Annotated in this window: 25 protein-coding genes and 1 pseudogene; 7 read left to right on the plus strand and 19 right to left on the minus strand. The window is 63.5% G+C overall.

Annotation, left to right across the window (positions count from 1 at the left end):
- Window positions 1-143 (minus strand): annotated as a pseudogene (locus PM2_RS12530) (phage infection protein); the annotation flags it as partial.
- Window positions 144-484: 341 nt separating this feature from the next.
- On the opposite strand from PM2_RS12530, the gene PM2_RS12535 reads away from it, so the two are divergent.
- On the plus strand, window positions 485-2,551 hold the full coding sequence (locus PM2_RS12535; protein WP_028698493.1) for an AsmA family protein: 2,067 nt from the start codon (window positions 485-487) through the stop codon (window positions 2,549-2,551).
- A gap of 66 nt (window positions 2,552-2,617) precedes the next feature.
- On the opposite strand, the gene PM2_RS12540 is transcribed toward PM2_RS12535, so the two are convergent.
- Both PM2_RS12540 and osmE read right to left on the minus strand, forming a co-directional pair.
- Window positions 2,618-3,148: a ferritin-like domain-containing protein gene (locus tag PM2_RS12540; RefSeq protein ID WP_016712237.1), complete on the minus strand. Its 531-nt coding sequence runs from the start codon at window positions 3,146-3,148 to the stop codon at window positions 2,618-2,620.
- Between the two features lie 42 nt (window positions 3,149-3,190).
- Window positions 3,191-3,532 carry an osmotically-inducible lipoprotein OsmE gene (gene osmE / locus PM2_RS12545; protein WP_016712236.1) on the minus strand — a complete coding sequence of 114 codons (342 nt, stop codon included), beginning with the start codon at window positions 3,530-3,532 and terminating at the stop codon, window positions 3,191-3,193.
- A 123-nt stretch (window positions 3,533-3,655) separates the two neighbouring features.
- On the opposite strand from osmE, the gene PM2_RS12550 reads away from it, so the two are divergent.
- On the plus strand, window positions 3,656-4,546 hold the full coding sequence (locus PM2_RS12550; RefSeq protein ID WP_020424232.1) for an esterase/lipase family protein: 891 nt from the start codon (window positions 3,656-3,658) through the stop codon (window positions 4,544-4,546).
- On the opposite strand, the gene PM2_RS12555 is transcribed toward PM2_RS12550, so the two are convergent.
- The gene (locus tag PM2_RS12555) at window positions 4,543-5,415 is read right to left on the minus strand and encodes a DMT family transporter (protein ID WP_028698494.1); all 873 of its coding nucleotides are present in this window, start codon (window positions 5,413-5,415) and stop codon (window positions 4,543-4,545) included. The two genes, PM2_RS12550 and PM2_RS12555, sit on opposite strands and share 4 nt — an antisense overlap.
- A gap of 124 nt (window positions 5,416-5,539) precedes the next feature.
- Between PM2_RS12555 and PM2_RS12560 the strand changes: the two genes are divergently transcribed.
- The 3 genes from PM2_RS12560 (at window position 5,540) to PM2_RS12570 (ending at window position 7,757) form a co-directional block, all read left to right on the plus strand.
- Complete coding sequence (locus PM2_RS12560; protein WP_025754343.1) at window positions 5,540-6,328, plus strand: AraC family transcriptional regulator; 789 nt, start codon at window positions 5,540-5,542, stop codon at window positions 6,326-6,328.
- 63 nt (window positions 6,329-6,391) lie between these two features.
- Window positions 6,392-6,679, plus strand: coding sequence for a PsiF family protein (locus PM2_RS12565; RefSeq protein ID WP_025754342.1), 288 nt, complete (start codon window positions 6,392-6,394; stop codon window positions 6,677-6,679).
- A 70-nt stretch (window positions 6,680-6,749) separates the two neighbouring features.
- The gene (locus tag PM2_RS12570) at window positions 6,750-7,757 is read left to right on the plus strand and encodes an AI-2E family transporter (RefSeq protein WP_016712232.1); all 1,008 of its coding nucleotides are present in this window, start codon (window positions 6,750-6,752) and stop codon (window positions 7,755-7,757) included.
- A 36-nt stretch (window positions 7,758-7,793) separates the two neighbouring features.
- Here the strand turns inward: PM2_RS12570 and PM2_RS12575 are convergent, their stop codons facing one another.
- On the minus strand, window positions 7,794-9,065 hold the full coding sequence (locus PM2_RS12575; protein ID WP_016712231.1) for an Hsp70 family protein: 1,272 nt from the start codon (window positions 9,063-9,065) through the stop codon (window positions 7,794-7,796).
- A gap of 164 nt (window positions 9,066-9,229) precedes the next feature.
- Between PM2_RS12575 and cbpA the strand changes: the two genes are divergently transcribed.
- Window positions 9,230-10,186: a curved DNA-binding protein gene (cbpA, locus tag PM2_RS12580; RefSeq protein ID WP_016712230.1), complete on the plus strand. Its 957-nt coding sequence runs from the start codon at window positions 9,230-9,232 to the stop codon at window positions 10,184-10,186.
- A gap of 2 nt (window positions 10,187-10,188) precedes the next feature.
- Complete coding sequence (locus PM2_RS12585) at window positions 10,189-10,494, plus strand: chaperone modulator CbpM (protein ID WP_016712229.1); 306 nt, start codon at window positions 10,189-10,191, stop codon at window positions 10,492-10,494.
- Window positions 10,495-10,562: 68 nt separating this feature from the next.
- Here the strand turns inward: PM2_RS12585 and PM2_RS12590 are convergent, their stop codons facing one another.
- From PM2_RS12590 to PM2_RS12655, 14 genes are all read right to left on the minus strand, one after another.
- Window positions 10,563-11,078, minus strand: coding sequence for a GNAT family N-acetyltransferase (locus PM2_RS12590; RefSeq protein WP_019098565.1), 516 nt, complete (start codon window positions 11,076-11,078; stop codon window positions 10,563-10,565).
- A gap of 31 nt (window positions 11,079-11,109) precedes the next feature.
- Window positions 11,110-11,808 carry an urea ABC transporter ATP-binding subunit UrtE gene (gene urtE / locus PM2_RS12595; RefSeq protein ID WP_016712227.1) on the minus strand — a complete coding sequence of 233 codons (699 nt, stop codon included), beginning with the start codon at window positions 11,806-11,808 and terminating at the stop codon, window positions 11,110-11,112.
- A gap of 19 nt (window positions 11,809-11,827) precedes the next feature.
- On the minus strand, window positions 11,828-12,685 hold the full coding sequence (urtD, locus tag PM2_RS12600) for an urea ABC transporter ATP-binding protein UrtD (RefSeq protein WP_028698495.1): 858 nt from the start codon (window positions 12,683-12,685) through the stop codon (window positions 11,828-11,830).
- Window positions 12,682-13,761 carry an urea ABC transporter permease subunit UrtC gene (gene urtC / locus PM2_RS12605; protein ID WP_028698496.1) on the minus strand — a complete coding sequence of 360 codons (1,080 nt, stop codon included), beginning with the start codon at window positions 13,759-13,761 and terminating at the stop codon, window positions 12,682-12,684. Before urtC ends, urtD begins: the two co-directional genes overlap by 4 nt.
- On the minus strand, window positions 13,761-15,281 hold the full coding sequence (gene urtB, locus PM2_RS12610; protein WP_373446705.1) for an urea ABC transporter permease subunit UrtB: 1,521 nt from the start codon (window positions 15,279-15,281) through the stop codon (window positions 13,761-13,763). The genes urtC and urtB overlap by 1 nt, the downstream gene beginning before the upstream one ends.
- Window positions 15,282-15,369: 88 nt before the next feature.
- Window positions 15,370-16,635, minus strand: coding sequence for an urea ABC transporter substrate-binding protein (gene urtA, locus PM2_RS12615; RefSeq protein ID WP_016712223.1), 1,266 nt, complete (start codon window positions 16,633-16,635; stop codon window positions 15,370-15,372).
- A gap of 184 nt (window positions 16,636-16,819) precedes the next feature.
- On the minus strand, window positions 16,820-18,226 hold the full coding sequence (cycA, locus tag PM2_RS12620) for a D-serine/D-alanine/glycine transporter (protein ID WP_028698498.1): 1,407 nt from the start codon (window positions 18,224-18,226) through the stop codon (window positions 16,820-16,822).
- A gap of 159 nt (window positions 18,227-18,385) precedes the next feature.
- The gene (locus PM2_RS12625) at window positions 18,386-19,753 is read right to left on the minus strand and encodes a PepSY-associated TM helix domain-containing protein (protein ID WP_028698499.1); all 1,368 of its coding nucleotides are present in this window, start codon (window positions 19,751-19,753) and stop codon (window positions 18,386-18,388) included.
- A gap of 58 nt (window positions 19,754-19,811) precedes the next feature.
- A complete protein-coding gene (locus PM2_RS12630; protein WP_028698500.1) occupies window positions 19,812-21,878 on the minus strand; it encodes a TonB-dependent copper receptor in 2,067 nt (688 codons plus the stop codon).
- A gap of 66 nt (window positions 21,879-21,944) precedes the next feature.
- The gene (locus PM2_RS12635) at window positions 21,945-22,376 is read right to left on the minus strand and encodes a DUF2946 domain-containing protein (RefSeq protein ID WP_028698501.1); all 432 of its coding nucleotides are present in this window, start codon (window positions 22,374-22,376) and stop codon (window positions 21,945-21,947) included.
- 22 nt (window positions 22,377-22,398) lie between these two features.
- Window positions 22,399-22,884, minus strand: a complete 486-nt coding sequence (locus PM2_RS12640) for a copper chaperone PCu(A)C (protein WP_028698502.1) — start codon at window positions 22,882-22,884, stop codon at window positions 22,399-22,401.
- Window positions 22,885-22,930: 46 nt separating this feature from the next.
- Window positions 22,931-23,320, minus strand: coding sequence for a DUF2946 domain-containing protein (locus PM2_RS12645; protein WP_019098903.1), 390 nt, complete (start codon window positions 23,318-23,320; stop codon window positions 22,931-22,933).
- Between the two features lie 121 nt (window positions 23,321-23,441).
- Complete coding sequence (locus PM2_RS12650; protein ID WP_016712216.1) at window positions 23,442-24,296, minus strand: SPFH domain-containing protein; 855 nt, start codon at window positions 24,294-24,296, stop codon at window positions 23,442-23,444.
- A 26-nt stretch (window positions 24,297-24,322) separates the two neighbouring features.
- Window positions 24,323-24,760: an NfeD family protein gene (locus PM2_RS12655; protein ID WP_028698503.1), complete on the minus strand. Its 438-nt coding sequence runs from the start codon at window positions 24,758-24,760 to the stop codon at window positions 24,323-24,325.
- Window positions 24,761-24,769: the final 9 nt, after the last annotated feature.

Here is a 24,769-nt window from a genome sequence, read left to right on the forward strand (position 1 = left end):
CCTTCGGCTACGGTTTTCAGCGGTTGGGCGATTTCGGCAGCGCTGGAGCGCGATTCAGCGGTCAGGTGTTGTTCGGCGGCTGGCAGGGCAAACGCGTTGGCAGCCAGGATGGACAGGGTCAGGGTCAGCAGATGACGTTTCATGATTTCGGTGCTCCTCTCGGGGGCTGGAAAGTGGGTACGGAGCCAATGCTACGCCGCGTAACGCCAGAGAGAAGTTCATACGGGTAATGGTAACAATCGACCGCATTGATAGAGGTTGGAAACGGCTCTATTCCGTACCTTGCAAGGATAGGCGCGGCGAGTTTCCCCTGCTGCGGGCGGGTAACAGGTAGGGCCTGGCGCGACAAATTGCTGAGCAAAAGGCCAGGAAAAACTTCGCTATCATGGCGCCATCGATAAAACCCTGCGGGTTTTCATCAGTCCCAGATATCAAGTGCCACCGCTGCGCCCGTTTTGTGCCATGCCGCAAGGAGAACCCCGCAATGACGCGTCCCGCCAGAATTCTCGTCTGGACCCTCACCAGCCTGCTGACACTGCTGGCGATCCTGGTGGTTGTGATTGCCATCTTTGACTGGAACCGCGTCAAGCCGCTGCTGAACGAGAAGGTGTCCGAGGCCCTGCAGCGGCCTTTTGCGATCAATGGCAACCTTGCCGTGCAGTGGCATACCGAGCCCGAAGAAGGTGGCTGGCGTGCCTGGGTGCCATGGCCGCACTTCATCGCCGAAGACCTGACGTTGGGCAACCCCGACTGGCTCAAGGAGCCGAAGATGGTCGGCCTGGAGCGTGTCGAGTTCCGCCTGGCGCCGCTGCCGTTGCTGTTCCAGCAGATCAGCATCCCGCGCATCAACCTCACCAAACCGACGGCCAGCCTCACCCGCCTGGCCGATGGCCGGGCCAACTGGACCTTTGACCTCGGGCCAAAAGACGAAAACGCAGAACCTTCAAAATGGCAGCTGGACATCGGCGCCATCGGTTTCGACCAAGGTAATGTCAGCTTCGACGACCAGACCCTGCAAACCAGCATGAAGGTGCAGATCGACCCGCTGGGCAAACCGATCCCGTTCAGCGACATCGTCGGCAAGGCCAGCGCCGAAAAAGCCGGTGGTGCCCAGGACTACGCCTTCGGGCTCAAGGCCCAGGGCCGCTACAAGGGCCAGCCGGTGTCCGGCACCGGCAAAATCGGCGGCCTGTTGGCATTACAGGACGCCAGCCAGCCGTTCCCGCTGCAGGCCGACGTACGGATTGCCGATACCCATGTGGTGCTCGCCGGCACCCTGACCGATCCACGCAACCTCGGCGCCCTCGACCTGCGCCTGCGCTTGTCCGGCGCCAGCCTGGGTAACCTCTATTCATTGACCGGCGTGACTCTGCCAGACACCCCGGCCTACTCCACTGACGGCCGCCTCAACGCCAACCTGCACGCGGCGCAAGGGGCGACATTCAACTATCAGGGCTTCAACGGCAAGATCGGTGACAGCGATATTCACGGTGACCTGGCCTTCGTCGCCAGCCAGCCACGGCCCAAGTTGTCCGGCAACCTGGTTTCGAACCAGTTGCTGTTCAAGGACCTGGCACCGCTGATCGGCGCCGACTCCAACGCCGAACAGAAGGCCCGTGGCGGTGCCAGCAAGCAGCCGACGGGCAAGGTGCTGCCGGTGGAAGAGTTCCGCACCGAGCGTTGGCGCGCCATGGACGCGGATGTCACCTTTGCCGGCAAGCGCATCGTGCACAGCGCGCAACTGCCGTTCAATGACTTGTCGGCCCACGTGATTCTGGAAGACGGCCTGCTGCGCCTGGAGCCCCTGCGGTTTGGCGTGGCGGGCGGCAACCTGGCCTCGAAGATTCGCCTGGACGGGCGCAACGTGCCATTGCAGGGGCGTGCCCAGCTGACTGCACGTGGTTTCAAGCTCAAGCAACTGTTCCCTTCCTTTGCACCGATGCAGACCAGCTTTGGCGAGCTGAACGGTGATGCCGACATCAGCGGCCGTGGCAACTCGGTAGCGGCTTTGCTGGGCACGGCCAATGGTGACCTGCGCATGCTGATCAACGATGGCGCCATCAGTCGTAGCTTGATGGAGATTGCCGGTTTGAACGTGGGCAACTACGTGGTCGGCAAACTGTTTGGTGACGAGGATGTGAAGATCAATTGCGCGGCGGCAGATGTGGGGATCAAGGATGGCCTGGCCACAACGCGCCTGTTCATCTTCGATACTGAGAACGCCATCATCTACATCAACGGCACGGCCAATTTCGCCAGCGAGCAGTTGGACTTGAAGATCACGCCGGAATCGAAAGGGCTGCGGCTGTTCTCGCTGCGCTCGCCGCTGTATGTGCGCGGGCCGTTTGCCAAGCCCAGTGCCGGGGTGCAGGCGTTGCCGCTGGCGCTGCGCGGTGCGGGAATGGTGGCGCTCGGTGTCGTGGCCGGGCCGGCGGCGGGGTTGCTGGCGCTGATTGCGCCCAGCAGTGGGGATGATCCGAACCAGTGCACGCCGCTGTTGCAGCAGATGAAGGCGGGCAAGGCGCCGGCTGCGGTGAAAGGCAAGAAATGATAGGGGGCCGCGTTGCGGCCCAATCGCCGGCAAGCCGGCGATGGGTTGCAGAGCAGCCCCTTGCGATTACAGCCCTTGTAGCAGATCGGACATGTCGTCCGCGTGCTCTTCTTCCTGCGCCAGGATGTCCTCGAAGATGCGCCGCGTAGTCGGGTCTTTATCGCCGATGTACTGAATGATCTCGCGGTAGCTATCAATGGCAATCCGCTCCGCCACCAGATCCTCCAGCACCATCTCTTTCAATGAATTACCCGCCACATATTGGGCATGGGAATTCTTGCTCAGGTTATCCGGGTTGAAATCCGGCTCCCCGCCCAGTTGCACGATGCGCTCCGCCAGTTTGTCGGCATGCTCGGCTTCCTGGTTGGCATGCTCCAGAAACTCGCTGGCCGCCACACTGGCCTTGATGCCGCTGGCCATGAAGTAGTGGCGCTTGTAGCGCAGCACGCAGACCAGTTCGGTGGCCAGTGACTCGTTCAGCAGGCGCAGGATCTCCGTGCGGTCGGCGTTGTAGCCCTCGGTCACCGCGCCTTGCTCGACATGCTGGCGGGCACGCTCGCGCAGGGTTTGCACATCGGTCAGTTCAACGTTGCTCATGGTTATCTCCAGACGGGTCAGGACGGTAGATCAGGGTGGGACTCAGGCGCCATGCAAGGCGTCGCTGTCCTCTTGGCGTTGTTTGCAGGTTTTGAAGCCCTTGGCGTCGACATGGCCGGTGGCGTCGAAGCGCACGTAGTAGGGCTGCTGTTTGCCGTCGCGGTTGAGGATGTAGTCGTTGCAGGTGCCCCCGTGCGGCAGGTCGATCACGTTCGACGGGCTGCCGCCGATGGCGATGACCTTCTGCATGGTCATGCCGTGTTCCACTTGCTTGACCAGTGGTTCGTCGCGGTAGGTGACGTAGTCCACCGGGTTTTCCGGGCGGCTGCCGCAGGCGGCCAGGGTGGCGCTTGCCAGAAGGATTGCCAGGGTCTGCTTGTACATGGTCCCGCTCCTTGCAAAGGGTCTGTGTGGTTTGGAACCACAGCGCGCGCCAGGAGTTCGATTGCGATGGTCATGATGGCCGCTGTAGTGTTGGCCGGTCGTCCACGGAAAGGGGCTGGGGCAATGCAGCAGGAATTGGCCACGCGATACCCGTTGGTGCTGGTGCCGGGCATGCTCGGGTTTGTCCGGTTGGTGCTCTATCCGTATTGGTTCGGCATCGTGCCGGCCCTGCGCAAGGGCGGGGCACGGGTGTTTCCGGTGCAGGTTTCGCCGCTGCACTCAAGCGAGGTGCGTGGCGAGCAGTTGCTGGCGATCATCGAAGACATTTGCCAGCGCACCGGCGCCGCCAAGGTCAACCTGATCGGCCATAGCCAGGGTGCCCTGAGTGCGCGCTACGCTGCGGCCAAGCGGCCGGATCGGGTGGCTTCGGTCACCTCGGTGGCTGGCCCCAACCATGGCTCCGAGCTGGCTGACCACTTGGAGCGCACGGCACCGGGCGATTCCCCCCAGGGCCGTATTCTCAAGGCCGTATTGCATGGTTTTGCCGTGTTGCTGGTGTGGCTGGAAACCGGCTGGCGCCGCGACCCGCTGCCGGTGGATGTGCACGCCTCGCACCAGTCGCTGACCCGCGCCGGGGTGGGGCTGTTCAACCAGGCTTATCCACAGGGCCTGCCGCAGACCTGGGGCGGGGAAGGGGCGTATGAAGTCGATGGCGTGCGCTATTACTCGTGGTCCGGCACCTTGCAGCCCGGCCTGACCGACCAGGGGCGCAACCGCTTTGACGGCAGCAACCGCTTCTGCCGCCTGTTCGCGCGCAGCTTCGTCAAGGAAAAGGGCCAATGTGACGGCATGGTCGGGCGTTTCAGTTCGCACCTGGGTCAGGTGATTGGTGACGACTACCCGTTGGACCATCTGGATATCGTCAACCAGTCGCTCGGCGCCGTGGGCAAAGGTGCAGAGCCGGTGCGGCTGTTCACTGAACATGCCGCCCGGCTCAAGGCTGCAGGGCTTTAGCGGCGAATGGGCGTGGTCCAGCGCTCGGCCAGCACCACCCCGGCCAAGGTCAGCAAGCCGCCGACCAGGTGATAGCGGGCCAGTTGCTCGTCGAGCACCACGGCGGCGATCACTGCGGTGACAACCGGCAGCAGGTTGAAGAACAGCGTGGTGCGACTTGGCCCCAGACGATGCACAGCTTGCATCCACACCAGCGGCGCGATCATCGAGGCCAGCACGCAGGCGTACAGCACCAGGCCGATGTTGTGGCTGTTCAGGTCGGTCTTGTCCGACAGCAGGAACAACGGCAGCAGCACGACGATGGCCACCAGCACCTGCAGGTACAGCAACTGCAGGGGCGGCAGGCGCAGCTGCCATTTCTTCAGCAGGAAGCTGTACAGCGCGTAAGCCAGGGTGGCCACCAGCATCAGCAGGTCGCCGCTGTTCAGGCCATGCGCCAGCAGGCTGGCGGGATGGCCGGCGCTGACCACTTCCAGTACGCCAAAGAACGACACCACTGCGCCCAGCAGGGCACCGTAGCTCAGGCGCTGGCCCAGCCAGGCGATGGAAAGTGCCAGTGACATCAGCGGCATCAGCGAGAGGATGATGCCCATGTTGGTGGCGCTGGTAATGCCGGCGGCGAAGTAGGCCAGGCTCTGGTACAGCGCCATGCCCAGCACGCCCAGCACGAACACCTTGCCCAGGTGCGGGCGGATCGCCGCGCGGTTGCGCCACACGGCAGGCAGCAGGAACGGGGTGAACAGCAGGGCGGCCAGCAGCCAGCGGTAGAAGCCGATTTCGGCGGGGTGGATGGCACCGGCGGACATCTTGGTGACCACGGTGTTGCCGGCCCAGATGAGGATGGCGGTGAGGGGGAACAGGTAGTTCATGTAGCGGCTTACTCGTGTAGGACTGAAAGGGCGTGCACAGCAGGCGCCGATGTCAGCCATTATCAACTGTCTGTCTACAAGGCTATACTTCTATCCAGACAACCCGCCCCGCAAGACAGTCAGCATGCCGCCCAAACACCTCGATATCCCCCAGTTCACCCAGCTCCCGGCCCCGGTGTACTTCCGCCACGACGAGTTCGGTGCCGACACCCTCAGCGCCCCGCACCGTCACACCTGGGGCCAGCTCAACTACTCCGCCCATGGCGTGATGCAGCTGGACGTCGCCGGCCAGCGCTTTCTGTCGCCGCCGCACTACGCCGTGTGGGTACCGCCCGATACCGAACATGGCTGCTACAACCCCCAGGCCATCGTCTACCGCTCGGTCTACCTGGACCGCACCCTGTGCGCCGGCCTGCCGCAACAACCGTGCAGCCTGATGATCAGCGACATTCTCAAGGCCATCCTCGCCGACTTTGCTCGGCGCGACCTCAAGGTGGCGGAGGACGAGCGCGACCAGCGCCTGGTGCAGGTGCTGCTCGACCAGTTGCTGCTGGCGCCCACCCAGGCCTGTTACCTGCCGTTTGCGCATGGCGAAAGCCTGCGTCGGGTGCTCGACGCCCTGGGTGCCGAGCCCGGCGACAACCGCCCGTTGGCCGCATGGGCCGCGCAGGTGCATGTCAGCGAGCGTACCCTGGCCCGCCAGTTCCTGCGTGAGCTGGGCATCAGCTTTGGGGAGTGGCGCTTGCGGCTGCGGTTCTTGCGTGCGATCGAAGCGTTGGAGGCCGGCCTGCCGATTCAGGCCATCGCCTTCGACCTTGGCTACAGCAGTGCCTCGGCGTTCATTGCCATGTTCCAGCGCCAAGCCCAGTGCACGCCGGAGCAGTACCGTAGGCACGCACGGGCAGGGCGCTGAAAAATCTTGGCTACACTCAGCTCGACCCCCGTGCATCGGGCGCGGAGCGAAGGAGACCACTCCATGAAAGTGCTGCACATTCCATTACTGGTGCTGGCCGTGCTGTTCAGCGCCCAAGGCTTCGCGGCCAACACCGCGCAGCAGGAAAAGATGAAAACCTGCAACGCCGACGCCACCGCCAAGGCCCTCAAGGGCGATGAGCGCAAAGCCTTCATGAGCACTTGCCTGAAAAAGGACGTGCCGCAAACCCAGCAAGAGAAGATGAAAACCTGCAACGCCGACGCCACCACCAAGGCCCTGAAGGGTGACGAACGCAAAGCCTTCATGAGCGACTGCCTGAAGAAGAAATGACCTGCGCCTATGCCTGCAGGCGCAAGGCTGGCAGACTGCGGGCATTCCCGCTGTCTGCCGTCGAGGCTGTATGACCTTTACCCCCCGTCAGATCACCCTGGCCAGCCTGATCATCGTCATGGCCGGGCTGCTGCTGGCCTTGCCCCTGAAGTTGCTGCCCAGCCTGCTTGCCGGCCTGCTGGTGTTCGAACTGGTCAACATGCTTACCCCGCGTCTGCAACCGCTGCTGGCCGGCCAACGCGCCCGCTGGCTGGCCGTGGCGCTGCTCGGTACGCTGGTGGTCAGTACCCTGACGCTGCTGATTGCCGGTGCCTTCAGCTTCCTGCTGCACGAGGCGGAAAACCCCGGCGCCTCGCTGGACAAGTTCATGGCGTTGGTCGAGCGCGCCCGTGGCCAACTGCCGCCGTTCATCGAGGGCTACCTGCCCGCCAGCGCCGCCGAGTTCAAGGTGGCCATCGGTGACTGGATCAAGAGCCACCTGAGCGATCTGCAACTGGTGGGCAAGGGCATGGCGCACATGTTCGTGACACTGCTGATCGGCATGATCCTGGGTGCCATCATCGCTTTGCAGCGCATTCCCGATGTTTCCCGGCGCAAGCCCCTGGCCGCGGCGCTGTTCGAGCGCCTCAATCTACTGGTGAAGGCGTTTCGCAACATCGTCTTCGCGCAGATCAAGATCTCGCTGCTCAACACGTTTTTCACCGGCATCTTCCTGGCGGTGGTGATGCCGCTGTTCGGCGTGCACCTGCCACTGACCAAGACGCTGATCGTGCTGACCTTCCTGCTGGGCTTGCTGCCGGTAATCGGCAACTTGATGTCCAACACCCTGATCACCATTGTCGGCTTGTCGCTGTCGATCTGGGTGGCGGCGGCAGCGCTGGGCTACCTGATTGTCATCCACAAGGTCGAGTACTTCCTCAACGCGCGGATCGTGGGGGGGCAGATCAGTGCCAAGGCGTGGGAGTTGCTGCTGGCGATGCTGGTGTTCGAAGCGGCGTTCGGGCTGCCTGGTGTGGTGGCGGGGCCGATTTACTATGCCTATCTGAAGAGTGAGCTCAAGCGGGCTGAACTGGTCTGACAGATTGCCGGGGCTGCAAAGCAGCCCCAAGATGCTTCAGGCCGCCCCGTACCGCTTGCGCGCCTCGATGGCCAGCCCGCTACCAATGCTGCCAAAGATATTGCCTTCCACATGCCGCGCATTCGGCAGCATCGCCGCAACGCTGTTACGCAGCGCCGGAATACCGCTGGAACCGCCAGTGAAGAACACCGTGTCCACCTGGCCTTCGCTCACGCCAGCCTTGGCCAGCAATTCGGTCACGCTACCCCGCACTCGCTCCAGCAGCCCTTCGATCGCTTCTTCGAACAGCACGCGAGTCAGCTCTGCCGTCAGCTCAGGCTCGACACGGCGCAGGTCGATGTGGCGGCTTTCACTGTGGGTCAGCTCGATTTTGCTGGCCTCGACCTCCATCGCCAACCAGTGCCCGGCGCGCTGTTCGATCAGCTTGAACAGGCGGTCGATGCCGAAGCTGTCTTCGATGTCGTAGCGCATGCTGCCCAACGCCAGTTGCGACTTCTGTGAATACAGGGCGTTGATGGTGTGCCAGGTGGCCAGGTTGAGGTGATAGCTGGTGGGCATCAGCGCGCCGCTCTTCATGCGGCTGCCGTAGCCGAACAGCGGCATCACGCCCTGCAGGCTCAACTGCTTGTCGAAGTCGGTACCGCCAATGTGCACACCGCCGGTGGCGAGGATGTCACTCTGGCGTTCGGCGACCAAGTGGCGCTCGGGCGACAGGCGGATCAGGGTGAAGTCGGACGTACCACCGCCGATGTCGACGATCAGCACCAGTTCTTCGCGGCTGATGCTCGACTCATAGTCGAAGGCTGCGGCAATCGGCTCGTACTGGAACGACACATCCTTGAAACCGATCTTGCGCGCGACATCGGCCAGGGTGTCTTCGGCTTCCTGGTCGGCAGCCGGGTCTTCGTCGACGAAGAACACCGGGCGGCCCAGCACCACCTGGTCGAACTCGCGACCCGCGGCAGCCTCGGCGCGCTTTTTCAGCTCGCCGATGAACATGCCCAGCAGGTCCTTGAACGGCAGGGCGCTGCCCAGCACGCTGGTGTCGTGTTTGATCAGCTTGGAGCCCAGCAGGCTCTTCAGCGAGCGCATCAGGCGGCCTTCGTAGCCTTCCAGGTACTCGTGCAGTGCCAGGCGGCCATAAACCGGGCGACGTTCCTCGATGTTGAAGAACACCACCGAAGGCAAGGTGATCTTGCCGTCTTCCAGGGCGATCAGCGATTCCACGCCAGGGCGGTGCCAGCCGACCGTGGAGTTGGAGGTGCCAAAGTCGATGCCCAGGGCGCGGGCCGGGGATACGTCAGACATAGGGAATGAGCTTCCGGAGGCAAAACGGCCGCGCAGTGTATGCCAGTTGGCTACAGAATCAAGACCAGTCGTCTGCCATAGGGCAAACCCAAAGCGGCCTTGAAAGGCTATGCTTGACCCCTATCTTCAGTGGCAACACGCACATTTACATTGGTGATCCATAAATGGACTTCAAAGACTATTACAAGATACTCGGCGTAGAGCCCACGGCGGACGACAAGGCGATCAAGGCCGCGTACCGCAAGCTGGCCCGCAAGTATCACCCCGATGTCAGCAAGGAGCGCGACGCCGAGGACAAATTCAAAGAGGCCAACGAGGCCTACGAAGTCCTGGGCGACGCGCAGAAACGTGCCGAGTTCGACGAAATCCGCAAGTACGGCGGCCAGCATGGCCGGCCGTTCCAGGCACCACCGGGCTGGGAAAGCCGTGGCGGTGGCGGCGGCTTCGAGGGCGGCGACTTCTCCGACTTCTTCAGCTCGATCTTCGGTGGGCGAGGGGGTGGCAACCCTTTCGGTGGCGCCCGTCAGCAACAACGCAGTGCCGGCAGGCGAGGGCAGGACGTGGAGCTTGAACTGGCGGTATTCCTTGAAGAGACCCTGAGCAAGGAGTCCAAGCAGATCGCCTTCCAGGTGCCGCAAACCAATGCCATGGGCCAGCGCACCGGTTTCACCACCAAGACGCTGAACGTGAAGATCCCGGCCGGGGTGACCGACGGCGAGCGTATCCGCCTTAAAGGCCAGGGCGCACCGGGCAGCGGTGGCGGGGCCAATGGCGACCTGTTCCTGACCATCCGCATGGCACCGCACCCGCTGTTCGATGTCGAAGGCCATGACCTGATCATCACTGTGCCACTGGCACCGTGGGAGGCGGCCCTGGGCACCAAGGTGGCGGTGCCGACCCTGGACGGCAAGATCAACCTGACCATCCGCCCCGACAGCCAGAGCGGCCAGCGCCTGCGCGTACCGGGCAAAGGCCTGGCGAACAAGCAGGGCGAGCGCGGCAACCTTTACGCGCAGCTCAAGGTGGTCATGCCGACGACTTCTGACGAATCTACCCGTGAACTGTGGGCCAAGCTTTCCGAAAAGGCCGCGTTCAACCCGAGGGCACAATGGAGTAAGTGATCATGAGCAGCACCCTGATCGTTCAACTGGACATGCGTACCCTGTGTCAGGAAGCCGATGTCACGGCGGACTGCGTGATCGAAATCGTCGAGCACGGCATTGTCGAACCCTCCGGGCGAACGCCTGAGGACTGGTTGTTCGACGATCAGGCGCCGCTGCTGACCCGGCGTGCGGCCAAGCTGCACCAGGAGCTGGAACTGGAATGGGAAGGGGTAGCGCTGGCGCTGGAGTTGCTGCAGGAGGTGCAGCAATTGCGCAGTGAGAACAACATGTTGCGCCAGCGGCTGGGCAGGTTTACTCAGATGTGAGTGTGTTTGCCTAAACTGGCCTCTTCGCGGGCGTGCCCGCGAAGAGGCCAGTTTAGGCAACATCAATCTCAGGATGGCTCTGCACCTGGGTTCAGCACCAGCTGCATGAAGGTCAAGTCCAGCCACCGGCCAAACTTCACCCCCACCTGCGGCATCTGCCCGGTCACCACAAACCCCAACCGCTCATGCAGGCGCACCGACGCCGCATTACCACTTTCGATGGCCGCGACCATCACATGCTTGCCGCAACCGCGTGCCCGCTCGACCAGCGCCGCCATCAACACCGGCCCCAACCCCTTGCCACGCTGGTCACCCCGGACATACACCGAGTGCTCCACGGTCAGGCGAAAACCTTCGAACGGCCGCCAGTCGCCAAACGAGGCATACCCCAGTACACCCGTCTCATCCACCGCCACCAGGATCGGATACCCCTGCTGCGCGCGTGCATCGAACCAGGCCTGGCGGTTGGCCAGGTCTACCGGGGTTTCGTTCCAGATCGCCGTGGTGTTACGCACAGCGTCGTTGTAGATGTCGAGGATGCCTGGCACGTCGGCAGGCAGGGCATCGCGTATTTCGTAACTCATGACAGCGTCTCGCAGGGGCGTTGCTTGCAGATTAAATGGTTACCAGCCCACGCACACCTTCGGCCTGCATGTTTTCGCCACGCCCGCGTTGGACGATCTCACCGCGAGCCATGACCAGGTACTGGTCGGCCAGTTCTTCGGCAAAGTCGTAGAACTGCTCCACCAGCAGAATCGCCATGTCACCACGCTCGGCCAGCCGGCGGATGACAGCACCGATTTCCTTGATGACCGAAGGCTGGATGCCTTCGGTCGGCTCGTCGAGGATCAGCAGGCGCGGGCGGCTGGCCAGGGCGCGGCCGATGGCCAGCTGTTGTTGCTGGCCGCCCGACAGGTCACCGCCACGGCGTTGCTTCATCTGCTCCAGTACCGGGAACAGCTCGTAGATGAAAGCGGGGACTTCGCGGGCTTCACGGGCCGGGAAGCGGGACAGGCCCATCAGCAGGTTTTCCTCGACGGTGAGGCGCGGGAAGATCTCGCGGCCCTGGGGTACATAGGCGATACCGGCATGTACCCGTTGCTGGGGCTTGAGGCTGGTGATGGGCTTGCCTTCCCATTCGATGCTGCCATCGCGGGCAGGTACCAGGCCCATCAGGCAGCGCAGCAGGGTGGTCTTGCCCACGCCATTGCGGCCCAGCAGGCAGGTGACTTCGCCAACCTTGGCTTCGAAGGACAGGCCCCGGAGGATGTGGCTGCCGCCGTAGTATTGGTGCAGCGTGTCGATTTTCAGCATGTCATGTCCTTGGAATAGATCATCGGCCCAAATACACCTCAACCACCCGCTCATCCGCCTGCACCTGCTCCAGCGAACCTTCTGCCAGCACACTGCCCTGGTGCAACACGGTCACATGGTCGGCAATGCTCCCCACAAACCCCATGTCATGCTCCACCACCATCAGCGAGTGCTTGCCGGCCAGGCCTTTGAACAACTCGGCGGTGAACTCGGTCTCGGCATCGGTCATGCCGGCCACCGGTTCGTCCAGCAGCAGCAATTGCGGCTCTTGCACCAGCAACATGCCAATCTCCAGGAACTGCTTCTGCCCATGGGACAGCAAGCCGGCCTGACGTTGAGCCAGGGGCAGCAGACGCAAGGTGGTCAGCACCTCTTCGATGCGCTGGCGCTGCTCACCGGCCAAGCGCGCCGCCAGGCTGGCCCACACCGACTTGTCGGTCTTCAGCGCCAGCTCCAGGTTCTCGAACACGGTCAGCGCCTCGAACACCGTGGGCTTCTGGAACTTGCGGCCAATGCCGGCCTGGGCGATCTGGTATTCGCTCATGCGGGTCAGGTCGAGGGTGTCGCCAAAATAGGCGCTGCCGGTGTCGGGGCGGGTCTTGCCGGTGATCACGTCCATCATCGTGGTCTTGCCGGCGCCGTTGGGGCCGATGATGCAACGCAGTTCGCCCACGCCGATGTACAGGTTCAGCGCGTTGAGTGCCTTGAAGCCATCGAAGCTGACGCTGATGTCCTCCAGGCTCAGCACCGTGCCGTGGCGGGTATCCAGGCCGGCCTTGCGGCTCTGGCCCAGGCCGATGGCATCACGGCCGGCGCCCAGGTTGTCGAACACAGGTTCCAGCATGAATTCCGGGTGGACCGGGGGCACGCCTCTCATGACTGGCTCCTTTTCTTCAACAGGCCGACCACGCCCTTGGGCAGGTACAGGGTGACAAGGATGAACAGTGCGCCAAGGAAGACCAGCCAGAACTCCGGGAAGGCCACGGTGAACCAGCTTTTCATGCCATTGACCAGGCCGGCACCGAGCAACGGGCCGATCAGCGTGCCACGCCCGCCCAGGGCCACCCACACGGCGGCTTCGATGGAGTTGGTCGGCGACATCTCGCTGGGGTTGATGATGCCCACCTGTGGCACGTACAGCGCACCCGCCAGGCCGCACAGCACAGCGCTCAGCACCCACACCAGCAGCTTGAAACCACGCGGGTCGTAGCCACAGAACATGAGGCGGTTTTCGGCATCGCGCACGGCGGTGAGCAGGCGGCCGAATTTGCTACGGGTCAGGCGCCAGCACAGGTACAGGCTGGCCAGCAGCAAACCGACGGTAAGCAGGAACAGCACTGCCCGGGTGCCTTGCGCGGTAATGTCGAAACCGAGAATGGTGCGGAAGTTGGTGAAGCCGTTGTTGCCACCAAAGCCGGTTTCGTTGCGGAAGAACAACAGCATACCGGCGAACGTCAGGGCCTGGGTCATGATCGAGAAGTACACGCCCTTGATTCGCGAACGGAAGGCAAACCAGCCGAACACCAGTGCCAGCAGCCCCGGCGCCAGCACCACCAGGCACAGAGCCCAGGCGAAATGCTGGGTGCCGGCCCAGTACCACGGCAGCTCGGTCCACGACAGAAAGGTCATGAACCCCGGCAGGCCGTCACCGGCCGCCTGGCGCATCAGGTACATGCCCATGGCGTAGCCGCCCAGGGCGAAGAACAGGCCGTGGCCCAGCGACAGCAAGCCGGCGTAGCCCCAGACCAGGTCCAGGGCCAGGGCGACGATGGCGTAGCAGAGGATCTTGCCGACCAGGGTCAGGGTGTAGGCCGACACTTGCAAGGCATGGTCCGCCGGCAGCAGTGACAACAGCGGCAGGGCGACCAGCAGCAGGACGACGAGGGCGGCGATGGCCAGCGTCAGGCGCGGCCCGGCCTTTTGTGTAGCGGTGACAAGCAGTGGCTGGTTCATCAGTCGATTACCCGTCCCTTGAGGGCGAACAGGCCTTGCGGGCGTTTCTGGATGAACAGAATGATCAACGCAAGGATGAGGATCTTGCCAAGCACGGCACCGATCTGCGGCTCCAGCAGCTTGTTGGCGATGCCAAGGCCGAAGGCGGCCCAGAGGCTGCCGGCCAGTTGGCCGACGCCGCCCAGCACCACCACCAGGAACGAATCGATGATGTAGCTCTGGCCCAGGTCCGGGCCGACGTTGCCGACCTGGCTCAGGGCCACGCCGCCGAGCCCGGCAATGCCAGAGCCCAGGCCGAAGGCGAGCATGTCGACGCGCCCGGTGGACACGCCGCAGCAGGCGGCCATGTTGCGGTTCTGGGTGACGGCGCGCACGTTCAGGCCCAACCGCGTGCGGTTGAGCAGCAGCCAGGTGAGCAGCACCACGGCCAGGGCAAAGCCGATGATGACCAGGCGGTTGTACGGCAGCACCAGGTTGGGCAGCAGCTGGACGCCGCCCGACAGCCAGGCCGGGTTGCTCACCTCGACGTTCTGCGCGCCGAACAGCAGGCGGATGGCCTGGATCAGGATCAGGCTGATGCCCCAGGTGGCCAGCAGCGTTTCCAATGGGCGGCCGTAGAGGTGACGGATGACCGTGCGCTCCAGCGCCATGCCGACCCCGGCGCTGATGGCGAAGGCCACCGGCAGGGCGATCAGCGGGTAAAACTCGATGGCGTCCGGGGCGTAGCGCTGCACCAGCACCTGGACCATGTAGGTGCTGTAGGCGCCCAGCATCAGCATTTCGCCGTGGGCCATGTTGATCACCCCGAGCAGGCCGAAGGTAATGGCCAGGCCGAGTGCTGCCAGGAGCAGGATCGAGCCCAGCGACAGGCCACTGAAGGCCTGGCCGAGCAGCTCGCCGACCAGCAGCTTGCGCTTGACCTGGGCCAGGCTGGTTTCGGCAGCGGTGCGCACCCCTGGGTCGCTTTCTGCATTGGGTTGTAGCAGGGCTTCGAGGCGGGTGCGGGCCAGCGGGTCGCCGGTTTCGCCCAGCAGGCGCACGGCGGCCAGGCGTACTGCCGGCTCGCTGGCGCCCAGTTGCAGGTTGGCCAAGGCCAGGCCGAGGGCGGCGTGCACGGTGGTGTCGGGTTCGCTGGCGAAGCGCCGGTCGAGGAAGGCCATTTGCGCAGGTTGTGCGCTTTTTTGCAGTTGCTGGGCGGCGGCCAGGCGGGTGTCGCTGTTGTCGCTGAGCAACCGGTGGCTGGCCAGGGCGTTGTCGATCAGGCCGCGCAGGCGGTTGTTCAGGCGTACTTTGCGGGTGTCGTCAGCGGCGATGCGGCCTTGGCGCAGGTTTTCGAGCAGTGGCAGGCGTGCGGCATCGGGTTGCGCCGCCCAGCTTTCGAGCAACTGGGCTTGCTCGGCGGGCTTGGCGGTGAGGAAGAATTCGCCCTCGCTGGCCTGGGTTGCCAAGGGCAATAGCAGGAGAAGGGTGAGCAGGAGTCTGAGCATGCGGGTAATCCTGGAAATCGGCGGTGGATTCATCGCGGATAAATCCGCTCCTACACGGTCGGCGCTGAACCTGTAGGCGCGGATTTATCCGCGAAAGGGCTGCAAAGCAGCCCCAATGCACTCAGTTACCTTTCACTGCATAGTCCGGGCGCTTGTCATTCCCCGGAATGAACGGGCTCCACGGCTGCGCCCGCAGCGGCTGTTCGGTTTCCCACACCACGCTGAACTGCCCGTCATCCTGAATCTCGCCGATCATCACCGGCTTGTGCAGGTGGTGGTTGGTCTTGTCCATGGTCAGGGTGAAGCCCGATGGCGCCTTGAAGGTTTGCCCGGCCAGCGCTTCGCGCACCTTGTCCACATCGGTGGACTTGGCTTTTTCCACGGCTTGCGCCCACATGTGGATACCTACGTAGGTGGCCTCCATCGGGTCGTTGGTCACGGCCTTGTCGGCGCCCGGCAGGCCCTTGGCCTTGGCGTAGGCCTTCCAGTCGGCAACGAACTTCTGGTTCACCGGGTTATCCACCGACTCGAAGTAGTTCCAGGCGGCCAGGTGGCCCACCAGCGGCTTGGTGTCAATGCCGCGCAGCTCTTCTTCGCCTACCGAGAACGCCACCACCGGCACGTCGGTAGCCTTCAGGCCCTGGTTGGCCAGTTCCTTGTAGAACGGTACGTTGGAGTCGCCGTTGACCGTTGAGATGACCGCCGTCTTGCCGCCTGCGGAGAACTTCTTGATGTTGGCGACGATGGTCTGGTAATCGGCGTGGCCGAACGGCGTGTACACCTCTTCGATGTCCTTGTCGGCCACGCCTTTGCTGTGCAGGAAGGCGCGCAGGATCTTGTTGGTGGTGCGCGGGTAGACGTAGTCGGTGCCCAGCAGGAAGAAGCGCTTGGCACTGCCGCCGTCTTCGCTCATCAGGTATTCCACGGCCGGGATCGCTTGCTGGTTGGGCGCGGCGCCGGTGTAGAACACGTTCGGCGACATCTCTTCACCCTCGTATTGCACGGGGTAGAACAGCAGGCCGTTGAGCTCCTCGAACACAGGCAACACCGACTTGCGCGACACCGACGTCCAGCAGCCGAACACCACCGCCACCTTGTCCTGAGTCAGCAGCTGGCGGCTCTTTTCGGCGAACAGCGGCCAGTTGGAGGCCGGGTCGACCACTACCGGCTCTAGCATCTTGCCGTTCACACCGCCCTTGGCGTTGATCTCGTCGATGGTCATCAGCGCCATGTCCTTGAGCGAGGTCTCGGAAATGGCCATGGTCCCGGACAGCGAATGCAGGATGCCGACCTTGATGGTCTCGGCGGCCTGGATACTCCAGCTCAGGCCCATTGCGGCAATCGATGCGCTAAGGGTAAAGGCCTTGATCAGACTGCGACGCTTCATGTGCTCTCTCCGCTGAGTTTTTATGTGTTGGGCAAGCGGGGAGGGTATTGCAAGGGGTGTGCCTAGTGGCGCAAGGGGCGTAATAGACGGGTTGTGCGAGGTGTTGGGGCGTTGGTTGGATCCAGATTGGTGCCTGGGATATTTGTGTGCACAGGATTGGGGCTGCAAAGCAGCCCCAGGGCTATCAGCCGTTACGCACAGCCGAGCGTGGATGACGTCTGCTGCGCACACCCTGATAAGTCACTGCCAGCAGCACGAACCAGATCGGCGTCACCACCAACGCTGAACGCGTATCTGCTTCCAGGCTCAGCAACACCAGGATGAAAGCGAAGAACACCAAACACACGTAGCACATGAAGCGCCCGCCCGGCATCTTGTACTTCGACGCCTGGTGCAGCGCTGCACGATGCTTGCGGTACTTCAGGTACGACAGCAGGATCAGCGTCCACACGAACATGAACAGCACCGCCGAAACGGTGGTCACCAGGGTGAACGCTTCGACCACGTTCGGCACCAGGTAAATCAGCACGGCCCCCAGCAGCAGGCAGGTGCAGGAGAAGTACAGGCCGTTGGCCGGCACCGAGCGGCTCGACAGTTTTTCGAACGCCTTGGGTGCGTCACCTTCCTGGCTCAGGCCATAGAGCATGCGGCTGGTGGAGAACACGCCACTGTTGGCCGAAGAGGCCGCCGAGGTCAGTACCACGAAGTTGATGATGCTGGCTGCCGCCGGCAGCCCGGCCAGTACGAACAGTTCCACGAACGGGCTTTTGCCCGGCACCACGTCGCGCCACGGGGTCACGGCCATGATCGCAATCAGCGCCAGCACATAGAAAACGATGATCCGTACCGGGATCGAGTTGATAGCCCGTGGCAGGGTGCGCTCCGGGTTCTTTGCTTCGGCTGCGGTGGTGCCCACCAGTTCGATACCGACGAACGCGAACACGGCAATCTGGAAGCCGGCGAAGAAGCCCATCAGGCCATTGGGGAACATGCCGCCGTCATTCCACAGGTTGGCCAGTTGCGCCGTGCGCCCGCTGGGCGAAGTGAAGCCGGTGATGACCATGTACAGCCCGGTGGCGACCAGGCCGAGAATGGCGACGATCTTGATCAGGGCAAACCAGAATTCCATCTCGCCGAACATCTTCACGGTGACCAGGTTCAGCGACAGCAGCAGCCCTACACAGGTCAGCGCGGGTATCCACTGTGGAAGGTCCGGGAACCAGAACTGCGTATAGGCCGCGATGGCCACCACGTCGGCAATACCAGTGACCACCCAGCAGAACCAGTAGGTCCAGCCGGTGAAGTAACCTGCCCAGGGGCCGAGCAGGTCGGCCGAGAAGTCGATGAACGACTTGTAGTTGAGGTTCGACAGCAGCAGTTCCCCCATGGCGCGCATGACGAAGAACAGCATGAAGCCGATGATCATGTAGACGAAGATGATCGATGGCCCGGCCAGGCTGATGGTTTTGCCCGAGCCCATGAACAGGCCGGTTCCGATGGCGCCACCGATGGCGATCAGCTGGATGTGGCGGTTGGTCAGGTTGCGTTGCAGGTGTTGCTCTTCGGGTGCTGTGGATGAGGTTTGCGTCATAGGCTGCATTCCCTTGTAAGGTCGGTCTTCTTGTCTGAGGTAGCCGGCTAGGCTAACACGCGCGTTCCAGTTCGGGGCGCGACAGATCGACTCTACATTTGGGTAGCAGTGTTCTGCCTGTGCCGGCCTCTTCGCGGGTAAACCGGCGCAGGCTAAAACTCAGGCGCTGGCCAGCACCCGACGACGGCGTACCACCAGGCTATCCACCACCCACATCATCACCATCGACACCCCCACCAGCGGGAAAATCACCCCCAGCACCAGCATCACCCCCACCGCCGTCTTCCAGCGCGGCAGGTCATGGCGCAGCGGCGGTACGCCCAGCCCACCCGTTGGACGGCGCTTCCACCACATCACCAGCCCGCTCACCGAGCCCAGCAGGATCATCAGGCACACCAGCAGGATGATGATCTGGTTGAGGGCGCCGAACATCTTGCCTTCGTGCAGCATTACCCCCAGCTCGGTGGCGCGGGCGACCGGGCTGTAGTCCTGCCAGCGCACATCGGCCAGGACCTTGCCGGTGTATTGGTCGACATGCAGGGTGGCGTCGTTGCGCGGGTCGTCGGCAAACACGGCAATGGTGAACACGCCGTCTGCCGTAGTCGGCAGGGTGATGCTGTAACCCGGCTCGACCTGGCGGGCAGTGGCGATGTCTTCGACCTGCTGCACGCTCACCTGGGGTGCTGCGGGCATGTCCGACATCATGTGGTGCCCGGTGTGTTCGGCGTGCGCGCCGGACTGCGGCATCGGCGTGTTCTCCATCGCCCAGGGCACGGTCTGGCGGTGCGCACTGTTCAATTCACCCGCCTGCTGGTCCGACTTGGGCACGTCGTTCCACATGGCCGCCGGGAAGCGGTTCCACACATCGGCGTACTGCTTGCCCCACAAGCCGGTCCAGGTCATGCCGCTGACCAGCATCAGCAACAGCAAGGCCGAGCCCCAGAAGCCGGTTACCGCATGCAGGTCGCGCCACAACAGCCTGCCGCGTGACGACAGCCGTGGCCATAGCACGCCGGCACCGTTGCGTCCGCGCGGCCACCACAAATACAGGCCCGACACCACCAGCACGATGCCCCAGCCGGCCGCCAGCTCCACCAGGCGGTCACCAACCGTGCCGACCATCAGTTCGCCATGCAGGGCGCGGGCGATGGCTTGCAGGTTTTGCTTGCCGTCCTGCTCGCCGAGGACCTTGCCGCTGTACGGGTCGACAAACACATTCAGTTCACGCCCGCCGTCATGCACCACGAACTGCGCACTGCGCTCCGCGTTCAGCGGCGGCAGGTACTGGCCGACGTGAGCCTTTGGGTAGGCCTGGCGCACTTCGGCCAGCATTGCATCGGCGCCCTGTCGGTGGTGGCCGGCTTCGACCACCATCAGGTCGCGGTACAGCAGCGGGTCGAGCTGCGGCTTGAACAGGTAGATGATCCCGGTGATCGCCAGCAGGATCATGAACGGGGCCACGAACAGCCCCGCATAGAAATGCCAACGCCAGGCCAGGTTATAGAAATTGATGCGTGTTCCTCTCATGGGAACCTCCTGTGTGACCAGCTGATGGGCGCAACCGAAGTTGCGCCCGTTGTTGTTGTCAGAAGCTGAAATCGACCTTGGTCCAGAAGGTCCTGCCTGGCTCATTGACCGGCTGTGGATCTGTAGCCGGGTAGCCGAACCCGGCGTTCCCGGCCAGGTTCAAGTGCTCGGCGTAGGTTTTGTCGAACAGGTTGTCGACCCCCGCGCTGAGCTTGAGGTTGTTGTTCACCTTGTAGGCGCCATTGAGCGAGAACACGCCGAAGCCGGCGCTCTTGTCGTAGTCCTTGCCGACCACGTTGCCCTGGTTCTCGGCAATGCGGTTTTGCGCCGCCACCAACCGCCACAGTGCGCCGACGCTCCACACATCACGGCTGTAGGTCAGGCCCAGGCGGCTCTCCAGGGGTGGCATTTGCGGTAGCGCTTTGCCATCACTGCTGTTCTTGCCCCAAGCGTAGGCCAGCGTGCCGTCGGCCTTCCAGTTTTCGGTCAGCTGGTAGGCCGCGCCCAGTTCGCCGCCCATGATGCGGGCGTCGATGTTCTGTGCCTGGGAGGTGCTCATGCCCATCATGCCGGTGCGGTAGTCGAACAGGATGTAGTCGCGGATCTGCCCGACATAGCCCGAAGCCCAGGCTTCCAGGCGCTCGGTGCGGTACTGGATGCCGAAGTCGAGCTGGGTGGTTTTCTCCGGCTTGATACCGTCAAAGGCGTTGGCCGCCCCCGGTGGTGCCAGCTTGGGCGAGAACAGCTCCCAATAGTCGGGGAAGCGCTGGGCATGGCCGAGGCCGATGTAGGTGGTGGCCGGGATGGCTGCCAGGTCGTGCTCATAACGGACGAAGCCGCTGGGCAAGGTGTCGGCGCGAGTATCGCCTTCGGTGGCGCTGCCTTTGCGCAAGTCACGGGCCGAGGCGCGGTCCAGGCGGGCACCGGTAATCAGCCGGTCCTCACCGCTGACGTACCAGGTCAGTTCGCTGAAAGCGCCGTAGTTGTGGAAGTCGGCGTCCTTGGTCCAGGCCTGGCCCTTGTGCGCGTCCACGCCCATGCCACCGCGCTTGCGGTGTTCGTTGGTCTGCGCGTCGATGCCGCCGATCAGTTGCACGTCGGCCCAGCGCCAGGTGGCCTTGATGCGTGCGCCCATGGTGCGGCGGTCGACGTTGCTGACCATCGGCATGCCCATCATGCCGCTGCCCGATGGGGTGCGCAGGCTGTAGTTGTCCATCACATGGTCGGCGTAGTTGTAGTAGACCTGTGCCTCGACCTTGTCGAGCACCTCGCCTAGGTTGGACTTTTCAAAGCGCAGGCCCAGGCTTTCGCGCTTGAACTGCGAGCCGTCCATACCACGCCCGGCATAGCGGGCCTCGCCATCGCCCTTGCCGGCAGTCAGCTCCAGCAGGGTGTCCTGGTCGGGCGTCCAGCCGAGGGCGACATCGCCGTTCCATTTTTCCCAGCGCGACGGCACGGTGTCGTTGTTGCCGTCGTGGTAGTCGTCCGAGCGAGACTGGTTACCGACGAAGCGGGCATAGGCCTGGCTGTTGCCGGCGGCGGCATCCAGCACCTTGTCGAAGCGGCCGTTGGAGCCGGCCAGCAGGCTGGCGTTCACCCGGCTGCCGAGGGTGCCGAATTTCTCTGGTTCGCGTTCGAAAAGGATGGTGCCTGCCGAGCCGCCCGGGCCCCAGATCACGCTTTGCGGGCCTTTGATCACGGTGAGGCGGTCGTAGGTTTCCGGCGAGATGTAAGACGTGGGCGCGTCCATGCGGTTGGGGCAGGCGCCCAGCATCAGGCCACCGTTGGTGAGGATGTTCAGGCGCGAGCCGAACATGCCGCGCAGTACCGGGTCGCCGTTGGTGCCACCGGCACGTATTGCCGAGAAGCCGGGGATGGTCTTCAGGTAGTCGGCGCCGTCGCTGGCCGGTACGGGCTGGCGCGGGTCTTTCGGGTTGGTGACCACGGTCAGCGGCGAACTCGGGGCCACGGCGGTGATCACCGTCGGGCTCAGCTCGGGTGCTTCGTGCACATGGCCCTCATGGCCAGGGTCGGCGGCCAGGGCCACGGGCGCGAGCAGCGAGCCGCACAGGGCGGCGATGGTCCCACGCAGGGACAAGGCAAAAACAGGGGTGCAGCCGGACATAATGATTCCAGTCGATCAGTCATGAGTTAGCGCGAAGCCTCCTGGCTTCGTGCGCAAAATGTGGGTTCAGACGCTGATCGCGGAAGGTGGGGCGCGGCTGCGCGCACCGGGGAATACAGCCTGCCGGGCATGGCCCTGGTGCGTTGGCGCAAGCAGGTGGGGGGTGGGGACGACACTGCCGGCACTGAGCGGGCTGAGGGCCTGGGGCAGGGCCGGGCAGTTGAACAACAGGCTGCAGTAACCGCACTTTTCCCACATCACATGCAGCTGGCCATCGTTGCCGTGGCCTTGATGGGTGTCGCCGCCATGCTGATGGGCAGCCGTCATCGGCATGTCCATCGGCATGCTCATGCCGGCATGGTGGTCCATTGGCATCGACTGGGAAATCAGCGGGCCGATGAAGATCATCCACATGGCGAACAGGCTCAGCCATCCACCACCGGCGCGCCTGCGGTCAGGGCGGGTGGTACGGCTGATGCTGTTGCGCGGCAGGCTCATGGCGAGTGCCTGTCAGCAGGTGTCAGTGCGCGTGTTCGTGGGCTTGCGGCTGGTCCGCTGGCGCCTGCTTCTGCACGGCCACCTCAACAGTGATGTTGCCGGCCTTTTCGAAGTGCAGGGTCAACGGGAAGCGCTTGCCGTCGGTAAGCAGGCTGCGGTCCTTGGGCTGCATCAGCATCACGTGGTAGGCGCTGGGGGCGAAGGTCAGGTCCTTGCCGGCAGGTACCACCACGCTGGGCACCTGCTGCATCTTCATGGCGCCGCTGGCGCTCATGGCATGCTCGTGCAGTTGCGCGTCATCGCTGATGGGGCTGTTGACGCTGAGCAGGCGGTCATCGGTCTTGCCATTGTTGTGCACCACGAAATACGCCGCGACGTTCGGCGCGTTGGGTGGTAACTGCAGTGACCAGGGGTGGGCGATGTGCAGGTCGCCCACGCTGTATTCGTGGGCATTGGCAAAGGCGCCAGGCAGCAGCAGGGCGGCCATGACGAGGGCGTGCTTGAGCATGGTGAATCTCCGTTCTGTTCAGGTTCAGGCAGACAACGTGATGAACTCAGGCCAGCGGAGAGGCACGGGGGTTGAGCGCAGGCCAAAGTTGGCGCGGCGAGGGTTGGTAGTCAGCCGGTGGCGACAATAGCCCGGCGAGCAGTGTCGGCGGGTTGTGCAACTGTGGCGGGTAGCCGGGCAGGGCCAGCAGCGGTGCGGCGCCCGAGCAGCACCAGCAGTTCATCATGCTGGCGCTGTCGTCGTTTTGCGTGCCGAGGTCGATCTTGGCCAGGGCCTGGACGTCGACTTTGGCCTTGTTGGCCATGCTGGAACAGAAAGCCCCCCACAGCAACTGCTCGGCCGGGCCCTTGGGCGCAGCAGAAGACAGCGGCATGGCCAGCAGGTTGAACAGCACTGCAAGGCAGGCTATCCATGCAATGTGCCGACGTGGGGGCATGGAGAGATCCGGTCAGGAATCGTGGTGGGTATTGTAAGGCGGAGTATAGGTAAAAATGGCGGGGTGCGGTGAAGTGACGCAGGTTGCCGGTTAATGGGGGCGCAAAGCGCCCCTGACAATCTCAAGCCTTGTTACGGCCCATCAACCCGCGCACGGTCTCCTGCAGGTCAGCCGGCAGCACCACCACCTTGGCATTGCTGCTGCCCGCCAGGTTCTCCATGGCCCCGACATAGCGCTCGCCCAGCAGGTACATGGCCGGTACGGTCTCGTTGCCCACCGCTTCCTTGACCAACGAAATCGCCCGCGCTGAAGCTTCGGCCAGGCTGATCTGCGCTTCGGCATCCAGCCTGGCCGCTTGCAGGCGTGCTTCCGCTTCAAGGATCGCCGCCTGCTTGGCCCCTTCGGCACGGGTTACATCGGCCTTGCGCTCACGCTCGGCTGCCGCCTGACGCTCCATGGCGAGCTGCATGTTCTCGGAGGGCTTGATGTCCTGGATTTCCACCGAGCGCACGGTCACGCCCCAGTCTTCGGTTTGCTCCGACATCGCATCGCGCAAACGTGCCTTGATCTGCTCGCGGCTGGACAAGGCTTCGTCCAGGTCCATGGCACCGACGATGGCACGCAGCGAGGTCATGGTCAGGCTGGTGACGGCGAACGAGAAGTTCTGCACGCCGTAGGAGGCCTTCTGCGGGTCGACCACCTTGGCGAAGCACAGCGCGTTGGCCACGATGACTGCGTTGTCCTTGGTGATGATTTCCTGTTGCTGCACATCGAGGATGATGTCTTTGGTCGGCAGGCGGTAGGCGACCACATCCATGTACGGGATGAGGATGTTCAGGCCGGGCTTGAGCGTGCTGTGGTAGCGGCCCAGGCGCTCGACGATCCATTCCTCGCCCTGGGGCACGATACGCACCCCCTTGAACACGGTGATCAGGACGAACAGGGCGATGGCCGCGACGACGATAAGGCTGGTCATGATGCGAAATTCCTTTTAGTGCAGGTTCAGGCCCGGATGACGCGGGCGGTGTTCCCCTCGATGGCGGTAAGGCGCACCCGTTCGCCAGCAGGGATCTCGCTGTCGGCGATGCAGGTCCATTCTTCGTTACCCAGAATCGGCTTCTGGAAGCGCACGCGGCCTTTCTGGAACTCCGAAACGCCAGCGGTCAGCAAGCCCACTTCACCGATCACGCTGTCGGCGGTCCAGCGCACATCCGGCGGCTTGCGCCGGAACAGCTTGAACCAACACGCGGTGGTGACCGACGACAGCAACACCCACAGCAATACCTGCATGTCCAGTTGCAGACTGGGGGCGGCCAGCGAGGTGAGAGAGACCAGCACGGCACCGATGCCGAACCAGAGGATGAAGAACGTCGGCAGGACCAGTTCGAGCAGGATCAGCGCGATGCCGAAGACCAGCCAGATCCACCATTGCATTTCCATATGGGTGAA

The sequence above is a fragment of the Pseudomonas monteilii NBRC 103158 = DSM 14164 genome (assembly GCF_000730605.1).
In the GTDB taxonomy this organism is placed as follows: Bacteria; Pseudomonadota; Gammaproteobacteria; order Pseudomonadales; family Pseudomonadaceae; genus Aquipseudomonas; species Aquipseudomonas monteilii.